The sequence below is a fragment of the Aquimarina acroporae genome, assembly GCF_023195925.1.
In the GTDB taxonomy this organism is placed as follows: Bacteria; Bacteroidota; Bacteroidia; order Flavobacteriales; family Flavobacteriaceae; genus Aquimarina; species Aquimarina acroporae.
In genome coordinates, this window is record NZ_JALPRE010000003.1 from 172,601 (window position 1) to 193,354 (window position 20,754).

Annotated in this window: 11 protein-coding genes; all 11 read left to right on the forward strand. The window is 35.0% G+C overall.

Going from position 1 to position 20,754, the window contains the following annotated elements; all coding sequences use genetic code 11:
* The first annotated feature begins 3 nt into the window (after positions 1-3).
* Positions 4-1,047, forward strand: a complete 1,044-nt coding sequence (locus M0D21_RS05420) for an NHL repeat-containing protein (protein WP_248327433.1) — start codon at positions 4-6, stop codon at positions 1,045-1,047.
* On the forward strand, positions 1,044-1,871 hold the full coding sequence (locus M0D21_RS05425; protein ID WP_248327434.1) for a chitobiase/beta-hexosaminidase C-terminal domain-containing protein: 828 nt from the start codon (positions 1,044-1,046) through the stop codon (positions 1,869-1,871). The genes M0D21_RS05420 and M0D21_RS05425 overlap by 4 nt, the downstream gene beginning before the upstream one ends.
* Before the next feature lie 3 nt (positions 1,872-1,874).
* Positions 1,875-3,965: a c-type cytochrome domain-containing protein gene (locus tag M0D21_RS05430; RefSeq protein ID WP_248327435.1), complete on the forward strand. Its 2,091-nt coding sequence runs from the start codon at positions 1,875-1,877 to the stop codon at positions 3,963-3,965.
* Between the two features lie 7 nt (positions 3,966-3,972).
* The gene (locus M0D21_RS05435) at positions 3,973-4,965 is read left to right on the forward strand and encodes a type I phosphomannose isomerase catalytic subunit (RefSeq protein ID WP_248327436.1); all 993 of its coding nucleotides are present in this window, start codon (positions 3,973-3,975) and stop codon (positions 4,963-4,965) included.
* A gap of 39 nt (positions 4,966-5,004) precedes the next feature.
* On the forward strand, positions 5,005-7,344 hold the full coding sequence (locus M0D21_RS05440; protein WP_248327437.1) for a GH92 family glycosyl hydrolase: 2,340 nt from the start codon (positions 5,005-5,007) through the stop codon (positions 7,342-7,344).
* A 6-nt stretch (positions 7,345-7,350) separates the two neighbouring features.
* The gene (locus M0D21_RS05445; protein WP_248327438.1) at positions 7,351-9,660 is read left to right on the forward strand and encodes a GH92 family glycosyl hydrolase; all 2,310 of its coding nucleotides are present in this window, start codon (positions 7,351-7,353) and stop codon (positions 9,658-9,660) included.
* Positions 9,661-9,908: 248 nt separating this feature from the next.
* Positions 9,909-10,874, forward strand: coding sequence for an endo-beta-N-acetylglucosaminidase H (locus M0D21_RS05450; protein WP_248327439.1), 966 nt, complete (start codon positions 9,909-9,911; stop codon positions 10,872-10,874).
* A 265-nt stretch (positions 10,875-11,139) separates the two neighbouring features.
* Positions 11,140-14,241, forward strand: coding sequence for a SusC/RagA family TonB-linked outer membrane protein (locus M0D21_RS05455; RefSeq protein WP_248327440.1), 3,102 nt, complete (start codon positions 11,140-11,142; stop codon positions 14,239-14,241).
* Positions 14,242-14,262: 21 nt separating this feature from the next.
* The gene (locus tag M0D21_RS05460) at positions 14,263-15,786 is read left to right on the forward strand and encodes a SusD/RagB family nutrient-binding outer membrane lipoprotein (protein WP_248327441.1); all 1,524 of its coding nucleotides are present in this window, start codon (positions 14,263-14,265) and stop codon (positions 15,784-15,786) included.
* Positions 15,787-15,953: 167 nt separating this feature from the next.
* Positions 15,954-19,271 (forward strand): VCBS repeat-containing protein, encoded by a 3,318-nt coding sequence (locus M0D21_RS05465; RefSeq protein ID WP_248327442.1) that lies wholly within the window; start codon positions 15,954-15,956, stop codon positions 19,269-19,271.
* 43 nt (positions 19,272-19,314) lie between these two features.
* Complete coding sequence (locus M0D21_RS05470) at positions 19,315-20,730, forward strand: sugar MFS transporter (RefSeq protein ID WP_248327443.1); 1,416 nt, start codon at positions 19,315-19,317, stop codon at positions 20,728-20,730.
* Positions 20,731-20,754 lie beyond the last annotated feature (24 nt).

The following is a 20,754-nucleotide window of genomic DNA, read 5'->3' on the forward strand; positions in this document are numbered from 1 at the left end:
AGTATGAATAGAAGAAATTTTCTCCATAAATCGGTTTGTGTTTCGGCAGGAATGCTCACTTTACCTATGTACTCTGGAGCATACAGGTTTGATACTTCCAAAGATTTGATCATTGGTCATAATACTCACCAGTATAAGGTAGATATGAGCTGGGGGAATTTGAATGCTTCTGAAGTTCCTGTTAACGATTGCCATGAAATTATTCAGGATTCTAAAGGGCGAATTGTACTGCTCACAAATCATATAAAAAACAACATCATTATTTATGACAAATCAGGGAAGTTAATAGAGACTTGGGGGACGGACTATCCCGGAGCACATGGTCTAACACTTTCTGTCGAAAATGGAGAAGATTTTCTTTTTATTACCGATTATGAGCGTCATCAGGTGATTAAAACCACTATAGATGGTAAGGTGGTAATGACGTTAGATTATCCGGCAGATTCAGGTAAATACAAAAACAAAGGAGAGTTTAAACCTACCGAGACTACAGTGCTTGAAAACGGAGATTTCTATGTAGCAGATGGCTATGGAAATCAATTTATTTCCCATTACAATCATAAAGGAGAATTATTAAACGTTTTTGGAGGCAAAGGAACCGAGAATGATCAGTTTTTGAATGCTCATGGCATCTGCCTAGATCAAAGAGATAAAGATAACCCTGTATTACTGATCACTGCTAGAGAGCAAAATGTTTTAAAAAGATTTTCTCTCCAAGGTGAATTTCTATCTTCTATAGCGGTTCCAGGAGCTTTAATATGCAGGCCAGTCATTCATAAAGATGAAATTTATTTTGCGGTGCTTAAATCTAAAGGATCGACCCATGATGCTTCTGGTTTTCTATTAATTATGAATAATAAAAACGAAGTTGTTTCCTGTCCTGGTGCTACAAAACCGATATACAAAAATGATAAACTATCAGAATTGTATCAAACTATAAAATTATTTCAACATCCTCATGATGTATGTATCGATGAAGATGATAATGTATATGTTGCTCAATGGAACTCTGGTCAAACATATCCTATAAAACTAACCAGAATATGAGAGTTTTAATAGTTATAATAGGAGTGGTGTTTTTTTATTCGTGTAACACCGATAAAAAGGATAGTTTGGCATCGAAATCTTTTGTACAAGCAAAAGAAATACAGCTAGCGAATCCGAAAATTGAAGTAGATCATGTAATTATAGATGGTTCTTCTTTGATGACCGCTTCTTTAAGGCTAGATAATGCAGATATATTTTACACTGTTGATGGAAGTGAGCCTACTCAAGAATCGAAACAATATAAAGAAACTATTGTAGTCTCAACACCCGAGAAATATACATTTAGGGCTTTTCACGAAGATTTTAAACCAAGTGAAACTGAAACAGTGATTTTTTATAAAAAAGGGATTGATGTAGATCGTCTTTCGATCATCTCTACGTTGAATGAGCAATACCCTGGGCAAGGAACCCGTACATTGGTAAATCATAAAAAAGGAAGTTTGAATTTTAGAGATGGTCAATGGATTGGAGTGACAGAACCTTTTATAGCCGAAATTGATTTTAAGAAGAACATAGTTTTAGAATCGTTGGATATAGGGTATTTGGTAAATACCGATGCATGGATCTTTCCTATAGAAGATATTACTATCAAAATTTCTACTGATGGAGGTGGTTTTGAATCTTTATCGGTTGATATTTCTGATAACAAAATAACTCAAGGTAGCATAAGCCTTGAGAATATTCACATTCCAGTGTTAAAAGAATTGAATAAAATACGAATCGAGATATCGAATACTTCATCAATTCCTGAGTGGCATCAAGGTAGAGATAACCCTGCATGGCTTTTTATGGATGAATGGATTTTTAACACCAAAAATAATTGATGTATGTTGGGACTATTAGATATGTTTTTGGCAGAATTACTTTATTTGGAATCGACAAATAACACACCAGAGTTTTTATTATTCCTAGGGCGTTTTCACCCGTTAATTTTGCATCTTCCTATTGGGGGATTGCTATTGGTGTTTTATTTTGAAATAGTAGGTCGTATTCAGAAAAAATACTCAGACAATCTTATTAAAAATGGATTAGGCTTTAGTGCTGTTTTTGCCATATTGGCCTGTATATTGGGTTACTTTTTATCCCTTGAAGGTGGTTATGAAGAAGGAATTACGAATATTCATATGTATACGGGAATAGGGACAGCAATACTAATTACAATATTATTTTTGCTCAAAAAATCATCAAAAGAAAAGCTATACTTCCCTTTGTTTGTACTAACTATAATTTTAATAAGTATAACAGGGCATTATGGAAGTGTTTTAACGCATGGAGATACTTTTCTAACCCAATATTCACCCTTAACCACAAAAAAAGAAAAACCTAAAGTTGTAGATAGCCTTCAGTATTTTTCAGATGTAATATTCCCAATTCTTGAAGACAAATGCATCCAGTGTCATAATGCTACAAAACAAAAAGGGGGGTTGTCCCTAATTTCAGAAATGATGATTTTACAGGGAGGCGACGAAGGTAAAGGACTTCTTCCAGGAAACGCTATTGCCAGCAACATTGTAAAGAGAATTGTACTTCCTGTAGAAGATGAAAATCATATGCCTCCAGCAGGTAAAAATCAAATAACCTCAAACGAATTATGGTTGTTAAAACACTGGATCAATAATGGAGCAAGTTTTAAAGATAAAGCCCTTGCTTTTGAGAATAATGATACCTTGGTTAATCTACTGGTTAATTATTTAGAAAAAGATCTAGAAATAGTGCCAGAAGCTTCTATTAGTGCTATAAATAAAGTGGTGAAAGCAGGTTTTTCTTTACACAGAGTAGCAACAGATCAACCCCAATTAAGTGCGAAATTTGATAAAGATTCTATTTCTGAAGAAGCAATATCAACCCTGAAAGGAATTGCAAAACAATTGGTGCAATTAGATTTGAACAATACCAATTTGACAGATGATATGTCCGAAGGTTTAAAAAGATTAAAAAAACTAGAGCATCTCCGCTTAGACAATAACAAAATCTCTAACAAAACATTAAATTATCTGGTCGATTTAGAAGGTATCAAGGTTCTTAACTTGCATAATACTTTGGTAGATAACGAGGGACTTTCTATGATTGTTAATGAGATTTCTCCCAAAGATATTTATGTTTGGAATACCAAAGTAGATGAGCAATATGCTGCTGAAATGATACAAAAGGATCAAACGGTAATACATCATGGAATTTTTGAAGGGTTTGCAGAAATTAAACCTTTAAAACCCCCGAAGCTGGTTACACAACAAACAATTTTTAAAGATAGTTTAGAGATTGTTTTTAATGAACCTTTACGAAAAGCTAGGTTGTATTATACGCTGGATGGGTCTGAACCAGATAGTACTTCTTCTCGATATATTGAACCGATTAAAATTACCAATTCGGTGAGCTTAAAAGCTAAAATGTATCAAAAAGAATGGTTACCAAGCCCTACGATGCAAGAAGAATTTTTTAAGATAAAACATAGGGTAGAAAATTTTGATATGCTACACAAACCATCAGTAAAATACCCAGGATCGTATAAAGTATTTGATTTCGTAGAAGCGAGTACTACTTTTTCAGATGGGAAATGGGCCGGTTTTGAAGGTGATGATTTAGTAACTAAGATTAATTTTGAAGAACCTCAAACGATAAATAGTGTTTCAGTAAGTTCACTGCAAGACACCGGATCCTGGATCTTTTTTCCAAAGAAGATTGAAATTTATGCCAAAAGTGAAAATACTCCTTTTGAGAAAATAGAAACCATAAATTATGACGCAACAAATGAAAACAAAGCGACCGAAATAAAGAAAAAACGTTTTAAAATCGAGTTTCCTACTATACATACGAAACAAATTAGGATAGTAGTGCATAATGTAGGGAAACTTCCTAGTTGGCATCAGGGAGTAGGTCAAAAAGGATGGCTTTTTGTTGATGAAATATTAATACAGTAAATCAAAAATGGCAGCTACAGATAAAATTTTGTATCCGTTAAAATTTTACCCAATATTAAAAGAAAAGGTATGGGGTGGGAATAAACTGAGTGCCCGTTTTAACAAAAAATCGATAAAAGATAATATTGGAGAAAGTTGGGAAGTATCTGATGTCGATGGTGATGTGTCGGTAGTATCTAATGGTTCTTTGGCAGGTAAAACATTACCCGAAATCTTAGCAGAATATAAAGACTTGTTAGTTGGGAAACATGTGTATGAACTTTTTGAAAACAAATTTCCTTTGCTTATTAAGTTTATCGATGCAAAAGAACCTCTAAGTATTCAGGTACATCCTAATAATGAATTGGCGCAAGAACGACATAACTCTTTTGGTAAAACTGAGATGTGGTATATTATGGATGCCGAAAAAAATGGAAATTTAGTGGTCGGGTTTAAAAATGATTCTGATCAAGATGAATATCTGGAACATCTCAATAATAAAACCTTGATGAACATCCTCAACGAGGACAAAGTACAGGAAGGAGATGTATATTTTATTCCCACTGGTAGAGTACATGCCATAGGAGCGGGAGTATTATTGGCAGAGATTCAGCAAACTAGTGATATTACATATCGTATTTATGATTGGGATAGGCCAGACCAGTATGGTAATTATAGAGAATTGCATACAGACTTAGCATTGGATGCTATTGATTATAAGGCCGAAAAAATATATAAATCATCCTATGAAACTAAGCAAAACATACCGACAGAATTAGTGAGTTGTGAGTATTTTACCACTAATCAATTACTGATAAATAATGATACTTATGAAGCAGATAACCTTAAGGATTCATTTGTCATTTATATATGTGTAAGTGGAGGATGTAGTATTCAATATGATAATGATTTAGAAGTAGATTTAGAAGTTGGACAGACTGTGTTACTTCCTGCTATTTTGAAAAAGTATTCTATTTATTCCAAATCTGAAGTGAAACTACTTGAAGTATACATTAAATAAAAATCACGGCACTAGTAAATTATTAAGAGAATTTAAGCAATGAAAAACCAGTATATAACCATATTATTAATCTCGTGTTTATTCTTTTCCTGCCAACAAAACCAGGAAGTGCAATCTGCTGTAGAACCCGTTGAAAAGTTAGAAAATCTTACCGATTTGGTAAATCCATTAATGGGAACAGATTCTGCTTTCGATTTGTCTAATGGAAACACCTACCCCGCAATTGCAACTCCATGGGGGATGAATTTCTGGACACCAATGACATCAAAAATGGGTGATGGTTGGACGTATAAATATGATGAAAATAAGATAAGAGGAATAAAGCAAACCCACCAACCGAGTCCGTGGATTAATGATTACGCCGCTTTTTCGTTAATGGCGGTTACTGGAGATCTTAAATATAAAGAAGAAGAAAGAGCCTCATGGTTTTCTCATAAAGCCGAAGTCGTGAAACCTCATTATTACAAAACCTACTTAGCAGATCATGATGCCACTGTAGAGGTTTCTCCTACAGAGCGAGCAGCACATTTTAAGTTTACATTCCCAGAGAGAGAGCAGTCCTATATTATTCTAGATGCTTTTTTTAAAGGATCTATGGTTAAGATTATCCCCGAAGAAAGAAAGATTATTGGATATTGTCGAAATAATAGCGGCGGGGTTCCAGATAATTTTCATAACTATTTCGTAGCTGAATTTGATAAAGATTTTGAAGTAAGCCATACCTGGGGAGATGGTTGGAAATTGGTTGAAAATTCTAAAGATAATGAAGGAGAACATGTAGGTGCAATTGTTGGGTTTAAAACCAAAAAAGGAGAAGTTGTGCACGTTAAAGTGGCTTCTTCTTTTATAAGCCCAAAGCAAGCACAGTTAAATTTAGACAGGGAAATTGGTGATCATACTTTTGAGCAAACCAAAGAAAATGCAAAAAAAGAATGGGAAAAAGAATTAGGAAGGATTCAGTTGGAAGACAGTAACACAGAGCGCATTAAAACTTTTTACTCCTGTTTGTATAGAGTGCTTCTTTTCCCAAGGAAGTTTTATGAGTTTAACGAGAACAACGAGATCGTCCATTACAGCCCGTACAACGGTAAAGTGCTACCGGGATATATGTTTACCGACAATGGTTTTTGGGATACGTTTAGAGCTGTATTTCCTTTTTTCAATATGATGTATCCAGAATTAAATGGGCATATTATGGAAGGCTTGACAAATACCTATAAAGAATCGGGTTGGTTACCAGAATGGGCTAGTCCAGGACACAGAGATTGTATGATTGGCTCTAACTCTGCACCTATTATTGTAGATGCTTTTCTGAAAGGAGTACCCAACATGGATACAGAGGTTTTGTTTGAAGCAATTCTTAAAAATGCAACAACTTCTGAAGGTAGACCCCTATCAAACGGAAACCCAATTAGATCAGTTGGAAGAGAAGGGGTAGAATACTATAATGAACTTGGGTATGTGCCATATGATGTAAAGATTAATGAAAATGCCGCTCGTACGTTAGAGTATGCGTATGCAGATTTTACCATAGCAAAAATGGCAGAAAAACTAGGCAAGCAAGAGGTTGCTAATTCTTTCTACGAAAGATCTCAAAATTACAAGAATCTATTTGATTCTTCTACCAAATTAATGAGAGGTAAAAATGAAGATGGTAGTTTTCAAAAGCCTTTTAATCCATTAAAATGGGGAGATGCCTTTACCGAAGGAAACAGCTTGCATTATACTTGGTCTGTTTTTCATGATGTTGAGGGATTAATTCAATTAATGGGAGGAAAATCAGAGTTCGAAAAAAAATTGGATGAGGTATTTACGATGCCTCCAGATTTTGATGCCTCTTATTATGGTTTTACGATTCATGAAATAAGAGAAATGCAAATCGTAAATATGGGGAATTACGCCCATGGCAATCAACCCATTCAGCATATGATTTATTTATATAACTATGCGAATGCGGCATATAAAGCCCAAGAAAAAATTCGAGATGTATTGACCAAACTATATGCAGCTACTCCTGATGGGTATTGCGGAGACGAAGATAACGGACAAACTTCTGCGTGGTATGTGTTTAGTTCGTTAGGATTCTATCCTGTAACACCAGGGGTAAACCAGTATGTTATTGGAAGTCCGTTATTCAAGAAAGCAACTTTACATTTGGAAAACGGGAAAACTTTTGAAATCAAAGCTCCTGAAAATTCAGATGCTAATATGTATATTCAATCTCTTACTTTAAACCAAAAAGAGTATGATAAAGGTTATTTAAGATTTGAAGATATTCAACAAGGAGGAGAATTAAATTTTCTATTAGGAAGTGACCCCAATAAAAATTGGGCAAATACTAGCGAAGCTGTACCTTACTCTTTAAGTAATAAACAATAAACTTTTATGGTAACCTTTCAACAAAAGACATTTCTTCAGATTTTCTTAGTCCTTGCTAGTATTATTTTTGGGGCATGTAAGCAAGAAGAACTTAAACAAGGTGCTATTGTAGACCAAGAATCTGAGCAAATACCAATAAAAGAGGTTGCCAAATATGTAAATCCATTTATAGGAACATCTAATTTTGGAACTACTAACCCTGGCCCGATAGCCGTAAGAGGAATGGTAAATGTATCTCCTTTTAATGTAGCAGGTTCTCAAAATTTACCTTTAGAAAAAGATAGTCGATGGCTATCTACCCCATATGTAAAAGAAAATACATTTTTAACAGGTTTTAGTCATGTCAACTTAAGTGGAGTAGGTTGCCCAGACTTGGGAGTAATTATTACCATGCCAACAACAGGAACCTTACAAACCAATCATTTAAAGTATGGTTCTACATATTCAGACGAAATTTCTAAAGTAGGTTATTATTCAAACACTTTGGATAAATATAATATCAAAGTAGAAACTACTGCTACCACTCGATCTGGAGTAAGTAAATATTCTTTTCCAAAAGGAGAAGCAAATATTCTACTTAATCTGGGATTGGGATTGACCAATGAACAAGGAGGAATGATAAAAATGGTTTCTTCAACCGAAATTGAAGGGTTTCGTACGGTAGGTTCTTTTTGCTACTATAAACCCGATGAAACATATCCTGTTTATTTTGTGGCTAAGTTTTCAAAACCGGCTGTTGAATTTGGAGTTTGGCAAAACCGGAATAAATACAAAGGGGTAGAATCTGAATGGATGAAAGCATACAATGACAGTACTATACTAAAGAAACAATATACCAAAGAGGTTGTAGGAGATAGTATTGGTGGCTATATGAAATATCATTTCGATGCTCCCGGCCAGGTCGAAGTAAAAGTAGGGATCTCGTATGTGAGCATAAAAAATGCCAGGGAGAATCTTGAAAAAGAAACAGGGTTAAAAACCTTTGAGCAGATTAGGAAAGAAACTAATGAAGAGTGGAACCAATATTTATCTAAAATAGAAGTTGAGGGAGGTGAAGAAGATGATAAAATTAAATTTTACACAGCACTGTATCATACACTTATACACCCCAGTACATTGAATGACGTAAATGGGGAGTACCCGAAAATGAAAACAAGAGAAACATTAAAGACCCATGGGACTAGGTATACAGTATTTTCTCTTTGGGATACCTATAGGAACTTACATCAATTGATGAGTCTTGTATATCCCAAGCAACAATCTAATATGATAAAAAGTATGTTGCAAATTTACGAGGAGTCGGGTTGGCTTCCGAAGTGGGAACTAAACGCTACAGAAACAACTACAATGGTTGGAGATCCAGCGGGAATTATTATCGCCGATACCTATTTAAGAGGGATAAAAGATTTTGATATTCAAAAAGCGTATGAGGCAATGGTAAAGAGTGCAGACCATATCGAAAACAATCCTCTGCGTCCTGGGCTAAAAGATTATCTAGAAAAGGGATATCTTACCACGGCAACCACTAACAGTGGTTCGGTATCAATAACACAAGAATATAATATTGCAGACTATGCAATAGCGCAATTAGCTAAAGAGCTAGGTAGAGAACAAGACTACAAACGTTTTTCAAAAAGATCATTATCTTATAAAGGTCTTTTTGATCCTGAATTTAATTTACTACGCCCTAAAAATAATGATGGAACATGGTTAACTCCGTACCGTCCCGAAACAGGTGCAAACTTTGTGAAAAATTTAGGTTTTATCGAAGGGAATGCATGGCAATATACATTTATGGTACCCCATGATATTGACGGGTTAAAAGCTTTGATGGGAGGAGATCAGGTTTTTCTTGAACAATTGCAGAAAGTTTTTGATAACCAACAGTTCGATATGGCAAATGAACCCGACATAGGATATCCTTTTCTATTTAATTATATCGAAGGAGAAGAGTGGAGAACTCAAAAAACGGTGAATTCCTTATTAGATAAGTATTATAAAAACACACCTGATGGATTACCCGGTAACGATGATACAGGAACGATGTCTGCTTGGGTAGTGTTTTCAATGATGGGGATATATCCGGTTGAACCTGCAACACCTCTCTACACTTTTTGCACTCCAAAATTTGAAAAAATTAGTATTCATTTAGATAGAGAATATTACAATTCAGATACATTAACTATCACTTCTCAAAAAACCACAGGTAAAAAAATGATAAAAACAATTGAAATAGATAATGTATCATTTGACAATTTTTTTATCTCCCATAAGGAGCTTTTAAATGCTAAAAACATTCACTTTACATTACAGTAGCGATCTTTCTTTCGTTAAAATTTATTAGGATCAAATTTTCTTTTTACGGCTAAAACCTAAACGCAAAAGTATTTAGACGTACTGTGAAGACTTCTTCTTTTTGACAAACATAGGTTTTAGATTCGTTCAACCTATTTGAGTGGTTATTCATCTTTTTTTTTAGGGTAAAAGAGAAGCTCTAAATACCTTTAAGATAGCTTTTTAGCTTTCCTAAACTTCCGAGTATTAACCATTTTAATAAATATATTATGTACACACAAATCAGAAAAATCAAAATTGCAACATTTATCTCACTCCTAATGATGTTAGGTATATCCTGTAGTAAGGATGATATTAGTGAAGAAGAACCTGTCAATTTAGAAGAGTTTACCGAAGCACAGGAAAAAGCGCACGGATTAAAAAGCCCAGCTTCTGTTATGTATATAGAAGTAAATAACCAAAAGATGCAAAATGCGGGTGCATATACTTTACCCAATGGGAAACCAATGATAGATATCGCGGTGATTTTTGCAGCGAATATCAATTACCATACTCAGAACGGAAGGACTCATAAATTGAGCATGAATCCTAATGTTAGGAGAGTCCTTAATAACAGAAATAATACGATCAAACCATTACAAAGAAAAGGAATAAAAGTACTATTGTCGATTTTAGGAAATCATCAGGCAGTTGGTATTGCAAACTTTCCGACTAGGGCGGAGGCCAGAAGATTTGCTAAAGAAGTGGCCAATGTTGTAAAGAATAATGGTCTTGATGGGGTAGATTTGGATGACGAATTTGCTAAGTATGGTTCCATACCGGGAAGACCAGCAATTAATAGAAATTCGTTTATTTGGTTACTTCAAGAGCTAAGAGCTGCTATGCCAAGTAATAAGATCATTACATATTATCGTATAGGTGAATCTACGAGTCAAATGCAATCACAAGGAAAGAGAGCTGGGCAGTTTTTAGATTTTGCATTTCAACCATTTTATGGATCATATGCCAATATAAATGTTCCAGGGTTGGGAAAGAGGAAAAAGGCAGCTGCAGCTGTTGACGTGACGAGAACTGCGGCCTCAACAGCTAGAGATTTTGCAAATAGAACAAAGAGAGATCGATATGGTGCCTTTGTAATGTATAATTTAGATGGGGTAAATAGAGAAAGTTATTTGAATGGAATTTCTCAAGGACTGTATGGGAAACAAACTAAATTAACAGGAACCCTACAATGATAATAACAATAGAATAACTGTTTGAAAATATAGAGGTTATCTGGATATAGATAACCTCTTTTTGTTGGTTATCTGTGGAAATAAATTAGATTTTTTTAAAATATTAGAAACTTCAAACGTTTTCGTTGTTCTGCTTTTTAACTTTTCAGCGTCGTTATTGATCGAAAAACTTTTTGAAAAGTTAATGATATTATAATATTTATGTTAATAATTAATGATTACCCTAAGGGAAACAAATATCAAATTAACAATTAAATAAACAAATATGTGTAAGAAGTTACTAGTATTTATGCTGTTTATGTCTTTTACATGTTTTGAATCTATTTTCGCACAAGGTTCAACAGTAACAGGTAAGGTAACAGATGCTAAGGAAGGTAATCCTCTTCCGGGAGTAAACGTAATAGTCAAGGGCACATCAGTCGGTGTTTTAACCGATTTCGATGGAAATTATTCGATTAATTTGCCAAAGCAAAATGCGGTCTTAGTTTTTTCTACTTTGGGGTATGCGACCCAAGAATTAGCGGTAAACGGGCAAACTACAATTAATGTATCGCTAACCGTAGAAACAGAACAATTAGATGAGGTTATTGTAACAGCCTTAGGTATTGAACGTGACCGAAAAACACTTGGATATTCAGTTACCCAGTTGGAAGGTGAATCGATATCAGAAGTAAAAACACCCAATGCTCTCAACGCATTACAAGGTAAAGTTGCAGGGGTAAATATTACACCACCATCTACTGGAGCCGCAGGGTCAAGTAGAGTTATTATTAGAGGGGCTTCAAGTATTTCGGGTACAAATCAACCATTATATGTTGTTGATGGAGTTACCATAGACAATACTCAGTTAGGAGCGGCAAGTGAATGGGGAGGTTCAGATTTTGGTGATGGAATTTCAAGTATTAATCCAGATGATATCGAATCGGTAAGTGTGTTAAAAGGAGGTGCAGCAGGGGCATTATATGGATCCCGAGCATCAAATGGAGTGATCATTATAAAAACAAAGAATGGTAAGAGAGAACAAGGGTTTGGTGTAGAATACAGTACTCAAATAACTTTTGAAGATATATTAACAAACGTAAGAGATTTTCAAAGAACCTATGGTCAGGGATCTCAAGGTGTAGCACCAACGACAGCACAAGAAGGGTTGCAAACTGCATTTTCTTCCTGGGGACCAAGATTAGGGAGTATACCTTCTTCGGTACAATTTGATGGTGTTTCTAGACCTTATGTAGATAGAGGTAATAATTTGGATAAGTTCTATGATACTGGGGTTACCATAATTAACACCGTTGCAGTGTCAAAGAATAGTGATAATTTTAATTATAGATTTGCAGCCACAGATTTTGATAACGATGATGTACTTCCTAATTCTGAATTAAATAGGAAATCCTTTTCACTTAATTTAGGATCGGTTGCAGCAGATAAACTCTCATTAAACTTAAGCGCAAGATATATTGTAGAAAAGGTAACTAACAGACCTAGGGTATCTGATGCGCCTGGAAATGCAAATTTCTCAGCGGGATTATTGCCAGCCAATGTGAATATAGAAGATTTAGCTCCAGGATTTAATGAAGATGGTGTAGAGCAACAAATTTCAGGAAACCCTTTTGTTCAAAATCCATATTGGGCAGCAGAGCGATTCAGAACATTTGATAGAAGAAATAGAATATTGAGTTCAGCAACAGTTAAGTATCAAATTTTTGATTGGTTAGATATTACTGCCAGAGCCGGAATTGATCATGGTACCACACGAACCACTCAAATTGAGGGGTATGGTACTGCGTTTACTCCACTTGGAAGTATCGAAGAAAGAGAAAATAATATAACCCAGGTAGATGCAGACTTGATCTTAGGGTTTAATAAACAAGTTACTGAAAATTTAGGGATTAAGGCTTTTCTTGGGGCCAACAAAAATACACAAAGAAGAGATTTTCTTAGGTTAAGGGGAGAGCGATTTGTAGTGCCCTTTTTAGAAATTTTAGGTAATGTAGAAAACACAAGTAATGAAAGAACTCTTACTGAGTTAGCGTTTTCAGGGATTTATGGTTCTGTCGAACTTGGATATAAAGACTTCTTGTATTTGACCGTTACAGGGCGTAATGATTGGTTTTCTACCTTATCTGCGGCCGGTAAGTCATCACCAAACAATGATTTTTATCCTTCGGTTAGTGGTAGTTTTGTTTTTTCTAGTGCCTGGGATATGCCATCTTGGTTAACCTTTGGTAGAGTTAGGGCAAATTACTCAGAGGTAGCAGGAGGTACCGAAACGCCTTACCAATTAAGCCTGCCATATCGTATTTTTGGACAGGGACATTTGGGGCAACCTCTAGGAGAAATTGCTACTGGTACATTACCTAATACGTCTTTAACTCCTTTTAGCAAAAGCGAATTCGAAGTTGGGTTGGATCTTAGTTTCTTTAATAGTAGATTGGGAATAGATGTAGCGTACTATCGTAATGAGACCGAAAGAGATATTTTACCTGTAGACATTTCTAATACTTCTGGTTTTTCCAACGTATTGTCTAATATAGGAATCCTTGAAAACAATGGGCTTGAATTGTTAGTTCGAGGAACACCTATACGAACTTCTAATTTTAGTTGGGATGTTACTTATAATTTAGGTTTCAACGAAAGTGAAATAGTTGCAACAGATGATCAAAGTAATATTCTTACCGTAGGTAATGTTAGAACTTTTGATGCTAGCATAAGCCAAATTGTTGGGGAGCCATTCGGAGTTATTTATGGTACTGCTTATGAAAGAAATGCTGCAGGGCAAATTGTATTTGGTGCAGATGGATTACCTATTGAAAGCGCAGAACGTAAAATTTTAGGAGAAGGAGTGCCACCATGGACCATGGGACTTACCAATACCTTCCGATATAAAAACTTTGATTTAAGTTTCTTAATAGATGCGAAGTTTGGTGGTCAGGTTTATGCCGGTACCAATGCCATAGCACTGTCAACAGGTTTAGATAAGCGTACCTTAGAAGGTAGAGAAGGAGGATTAACCGTAAGCGGAGTTGATGAAGCAGGAAATCCATTCACCTTTACCCACGATAATTCTACATTACAAGCGTATTATGGACGAATTTCAGGAATTGCAGAAGAGGTTATTGAAGATGCAGATTTTATTAAATTACGTCAATTAAGTTTGGGGTATACGTTTCCATCAAAATTATTGGAGAAAATTTTCATAGATACTGCAAGTATTTCACTCGTTGGAAGAAACCTGTTCTTTATCATGAGAGAATCTGAGAATATTGACCCAGAAGCAGGATTTAATGGAGGTAACGCTCAAGGGTTAGAATACTTTGGATTACCGCCTATCGCGAGTTACGGACTTACTGTTAATTTGAAATTTTAAGAATTTAAAAATATTTCAACGATGAAAAAAATAATCATAGCAATTTTGGTCATCTTTTTAGGTACTACTTCTTGTGATAGTGGTTTTGAAGACCTAAATGTTAATCCAAATACAGCAACAGAACTAGAACCAGGACCAAAGTTCACTAATGCAATTTTGAGAACCGCCGGAGATCGTTTTGAGAATTGGAGAGGAAATTTAATTTATTCTTCGATGATGATACAACACATGGCTTCAATAGGTGGTGTTTGGGCTGGAGATAAATACTTTTACAATGCACAATGGTCTGGCGCCTGGTTTGAAAGAGGGTATAATGATCAAGTGAAAATTATCGAAGATATAGTCACTCAATTAGAAACAGATACCGAAGATCAATACTCCGAAGAAATGTTGGCCATCGCCAGAATACTTAGGGTGTTTATTTATCATAAAATCACCGATCTTTATGGAGATGTACCTTATAGTGAAGCAGGAAGAGGTTTTACCGATGGGAATTTTAGACCTGCTTATGATCCTCAAAGTGAAATTTATGCAGATATGCTAAATGAGTTGGCAGAAGCAACAGCCGCCTTAGGGACAGGAACTTCGCAATTCGGTACTGCAGATATTCTTTTTGATGGAGATCAAGACAAATGGAAACGTTTTGGATATTCTATGATGTTGCGTTTAGGATTACGTCTTATAAAGGTTGATCCCTCGGGAGCACAACAATGGGCACAAAGAGCAATAGACGGTGGTGTAATGCAGTCTAATGATGATACTTCTTATGTAGAACATACTGATGGCCCAGAAGGAATCAATAGAAATGGTAACGGTCAGGTATTTAGTGCAGATGATGATATGCGTTTAAGCGATACGTTCATCAATGCTTTGGCCGGAGATCCAAGATTGCGAATTTATGCAGCTTTACCAGACGGTGATGGTGATAGAAATACAAGTGGCAGTAATGATCCTGCTATGCAAATAGGGCTACCTAATGGGCTTGATGCTACCACAGTTCTTGATATACCTGGAGGAGATGATATCAACAATTTTTCAGAACCTAATAGAAATTTGATTACAGCAGAAGACGAACCTTATTTTTTCCAAACCTATGCAGAAGTAGAATTTATGCTAGCCGAAGCAGATATTAGATGGGGAATTGCAGGAGGTGATCCAGCCGCACATTATGATGCAGGGGTTACAGCCGCAATGAGACAATTAGACTTGTATGATGTTGGTGACCAAAGCGTAACAGATACTGAGATTCAGGATTTTTTAACTGCAAATCCTTATAATGCAGTCAATGGTCTTGAACAGGTAAATACACAATATTGGATAGTTACTTTTTTAAATGATATAGAATCTTTTGCAAATTGGAGAAGAACAGGTTTTCCGGTACTGATTTCTGTAGATTATCCTGGAAATGAGTCTAATGGGATGATCCCAAGAAGACTTCGTTACTTTGAAAGAGAGCAAACTACAAACCCTCAGAATTATCAAGCGGCTATATCTAGACAAGGACCAGATCAATTTACCACCAGAATATGGTGGGATGTTGAATAATTTGGCATTAGCCAAGAATATAGATTTGATTTAACCAAAAAGAAGGGATTGTTTTCCCTTCTTTTTATCTTAGAGTTCACGAAATAAGCCGTAATAATTCAGTGAATAAGTAAAAATGATTACATGGTTATTCCATCTGGCAATTAAAAAACAATAAATATAAACAGATGAAACTAGTATGGGTTTTTTGGGTTAGCCTTTTTCTTTTCTTGGGTGTACGTTTAAACGCCCAAGAAAAGAAAACTTTTACATTGCTCTCTTCAGACAAAACAGGAATATCTTTTTCAAATGATGTGGTAGATCTCAAGGATAAGAATATTCTATTATATTCTAATTATTATGGAGGGGCTGGTGTGGGTATTGCAGATTTCAATAATGATGGGTTACAAGATATTTTCTTTGGAGGAAATCTTGTTGGAGATCAATTATATCTGAATAAAGGCAATTTGAACTTTGAAAATATTACTGAAAAAGCTGGTATTTTGGATGATGGAGGATGGTCCTCAGGAATCGTCTTGGCCGATGTAAATGGAGATGGTTATACCGATATTTATATCTGCAGAGAACTTTATGACGATGATGATGAACTTCGAAGAAATAAATTATATATCAATAACGGCGATCTCACATTTTCGGAACGGTCTGCCAAATTTGGATTAGATAATAATCAACGTACCAGACATGCGACGTTTTTAGATTATAATAACGATGGATTTTTAGATCTTTTTTTATTGAATCAACCCCCAAACCCTGGAAGCTACTCTAAGTTTTTTGGTATCAACCTTAAAAATGACTTAAAGTATGCATCCAAACTTTATAAAAATGTCAATAATACCCGTTTTGTAGATGTTAGTGAAGAAGCAGGAGTTTTACGCACTAGTAATGCAAATAGTGTATCTGCAGGTGATTTCAACAATGATGGTTTCACAGACCTTTATATCGCAAATGACTTTTATTTACCCGATTTCTTTTATCTAAATAATCAGGATGGGACATTTACGAATGTCGCAAACACTGCGTTAAACCACATGTCATATTTTAGTATGGGAGTAGATGCTGCAGATATTAATAATGATGGACTACTTGACATTATGGTAGCCGATATGGCTGCAGAAGATAATGTACGATTAAAGTCCAATATGAGTGGGATGAATCCCGAGGCTTTCTGGAAAGTAGTCAATAATGGAGGCCACTATCAGTATATGTTCAATACCCTTCAACTCAATAATGGAAATGGTACTTACAGCGAAATTGCAGAATTGGCAAACATTGCTTCTACCGATTGGAGTTGGTCTAATCTAATCGCAGATTTTGATAATGATGGATTAAAAGATATTTACGTAACCAACGGTTTATTGAGAGATATACGTAATACAGATGCCAATAAAAGACTGGCAGATTATGTAGTAGATGTGGCCAATACATTTGTGAAAAATAACCCTAACGCCGGCGATGTAAGTATATGGGATATTTTAAATTTAGAAGAAACGGTCCAAATTTTACCTTCCGAAAAACTTAAAAATTATGCTTTTAAGAATAATGGAGATTATACCTTTTCTAAGGTTATAGAAGATTGGGGTTTAGATCAGAAAACATTCTCAAACGGTGCAGCCTATGCAGACTTAGATAATGATGGTGATCTTGAAATTGTGGTAAACAATATCAATGAAAGAGCATATGTATATAAAAATAACACCAGCGAAAATGCAAATTGTAATTATTTGATATTTAAACTATTAGATAAAACCAATGCGTCGACCTTAGGAACCAAAGTTACACTATTGTATGAAGACCAGAAACAGTTTGCAGAGACAACAAACGTTAGAGGGATTTATTCAACTAGTGAACAGATTGCTCATTTTGGATTAAATGATCTTTTAAAAGTGCATAAGGTACTTATAGATTGGCCAAATGGTAAGCAAACCATTTTAAATGATGTACAGGCAAATCAGGAAATTACTCTTTTTATGAATGAACAAATTTCTACAAATACAATAAAAGAAGGGGCATTAGAGACCATTTTTAAAGATATTACAAAACTTCAAAAATTAAAGCACAGTCATAAAGAGAACTACTTTGATGATTATGGAGATCAAATTTTATTACCTCATAAATTATCTCAATTTGGGCCTGCTTTGGCCATTGGAGATATTAATGGAGATACCCTGTTAGACGTTTATATTGGGGCAGCAAAAGATCAGGCTGCCTCAATATATGTACAAAATACTTTGGGCTCTTTTACAGAAGCCTATCAGAAACCTTTCGAAGATGATCGTTTTAATGAAGATGTAGATGCTACTTTTTTTGATGTCGATAATGATGGTGATCAGGATTTATATGTAGTGAGCGGAGGGTATGAATATAAGCCGGGTGCTAAAGAATATACTGATCGCTTATATATCAATAATGGAAGTGGTAATTTTATTAAAAATACTGAAGTAAAATTACCAGCAGTTAGTGGAGCCAACGTAATCTCCAACGATTTTGATAAAGACGGAGATCTTGATGTATTTGTTGGAGGTAGATTAACTCCAAAATCGTATCCCGAACCTACGTCAAGCTATATTTTAGAGAACAAAAATGGAAACTTAGTAGATGTTACTGCTCAGATAGCTCCTCAACTACAAAATATAGGTATGGTTACCGATGGTGTCTGGGAGGATTATGACAGCGATGGAGACTCTGACCTAATCCTTGTTGGAGAATGGATGCCAATAACAGTTTTTGAAAATGATAACGGAAACTTTAGAAAAATTAAACCTCTGGGATTAGAACAATCATCTGGATGGTGGTTTAGTATAGAAAAAGGAGATTTTGACAATGACGGTGATATCGATTTTATTGCCGGAAATCTAGGGCTCAATTATAAATATAAAACTTCTCCAGATACTCCCTTTGATGTGTATTATGAAGACTTTGACAATAACGGAAATAACGATATCGTTTTGGGATATTACAATTATGGTAAACATTACCCGTTAAGAGGCTTTTCATGCTCAGCACAACAAATTCCGCAGCTTAAACAAAAGATCAAAAAATATGATCTTTTTGCATCCTTAGAAATAAATGAAGTTTATGGGAATGATAATTTACAAGAGGCCCTTCATTACGAGACACAAACTTTTGCCAATTCTTATATAGAGAATTTAGGGAAAGACGGATTTAGAATATCTCCCTTGCCAAACAGGGCACAATTTTCTAACGTAAATGATATGGTTATTAAGGATTTTAATGCCGATGGTAATTTAGATGTTCTGCTTGCAGGAAATCTATATGTATCAGAAATAGAAACTATGCGTAACGATGCGGGTACAGGTGTACTTCTTTATGGAAATGGGAAAGGAGGATTTAGCCCAGAAACAGTGGTGAATAGTGGTTTTTTTACCAATAAAGATGTGAGAAAGATGAGAATTATTGAAAATCAGAATTTGATCCTGGTAGCTAATAATAATGATAAACTACAAATTTTTGAATACAAAAAATAAAACCAACACCAATCAATAAACCAAAAATCAAAGTTCAAACACTATGGATAAACAAAAAATGAATTACAAAAAACCGTTTATAACAATCACTTTTTTATTTTTCATGTGGGGGTTTATAACAGTGATGAATGATGTGTTAATACCACATCTAAAGGCTGTATTCGAACTCTCTTATTTCCAGGCGGCTTTGATACAATTTGCATTTTTTGGGGCATTCTTCGTGATTTCTCTAATTTACTTTTTGATCTCAGTGAGTCAGGGAGATCCTATTTCTAAAATAGGTTATAAAAATGGGATTATCGTGGGTTTGATCCTATGCGGAATAGGATGTTGCCTATTTTATCCTGCAGCGAACTACCAACGATATGGTATTTTTCTTGGAGCTTTGTTCGTATTGGCATCTGGGGTTACTATTTTGCAGATAACAGCAAACCCTTATGCAGCTATATTGGGAGACTCTAAAACAGCTTCGAGCAGACTCAATTTGGCACAAGGTTTTAATTCGTTTGGAACTACCCTAGCACCAATAATTGGGGCTATATTATTATATAAAGTTTTTTCAAATGGTGAAATTACCGTAGACTCTTTAAAGATGCCCTATCTTATTTATGGTGGGCTTTTTCTCGCTCTGGCTATTATTATAAAATTTATAGAATTGCCTTCATTTGTAAATAATGAAAAGATAGAAAAGGGTCTTGGAGTTTTAAAGTTTCGACATGTAGTTTTAGGGATGTTTGCGATTTTCTTCTATGTAGGAGGAGAAGTCTCTATTGGTAGCTTTCTAATCAATTTTTTTGGTTTAGAATCGGTGATGGGAATGGACGAAGCCGAAGGAGGGGTGTTTCTTTCCTACTATTGGGGGGGAGCGATGATAGGAAGGTTTTTAGGCTCTGTTTCTATGGGGAGTATTACAAATACTACTAAGAAATATAGTATTATGGCCGGGTTGTCGGTATTGTTCTTTATAGTTTTGTATTTTATTACTGCCATAAAAGTAGAAGGAGCCGAATTTTCGCTTCAATTACTACCATTTTCAAAAATATGGCTGTTTATAGTATTCTTGATTATTAATTACCTAGCTTTTCTTGTTGGAGGGTCAAAGCCATCTAAAGTACTAACACTTTTTGCATCAATTATTATTGTTTTATTGTTGGTAATGATCTTGAGTCAGGGTGAAATAGCTTTCTGGAGCGCCATAGCAATAGGAGCGTTCAATTCTATATTATGGTCAAATATATTCACATTAGCGATTAAAGATTTAGGAAAATATACAAGTCAGGCATCATCATTATTGGTGATGATGATTGTAGGGGGAGCCTTAATTCCATTGTTACAAGGAGCTGTAGCAGATGGTATAGGGATTCAATTATCTTTCTTTATTCCTATAATTTGCTATTCGTATCTGGTATTTTACGGAATAGAAGGATATCGAATAAAAAAAGTATCTGATAACACTTAAAGTTTAAAAAGAGTTCTAAAGTAA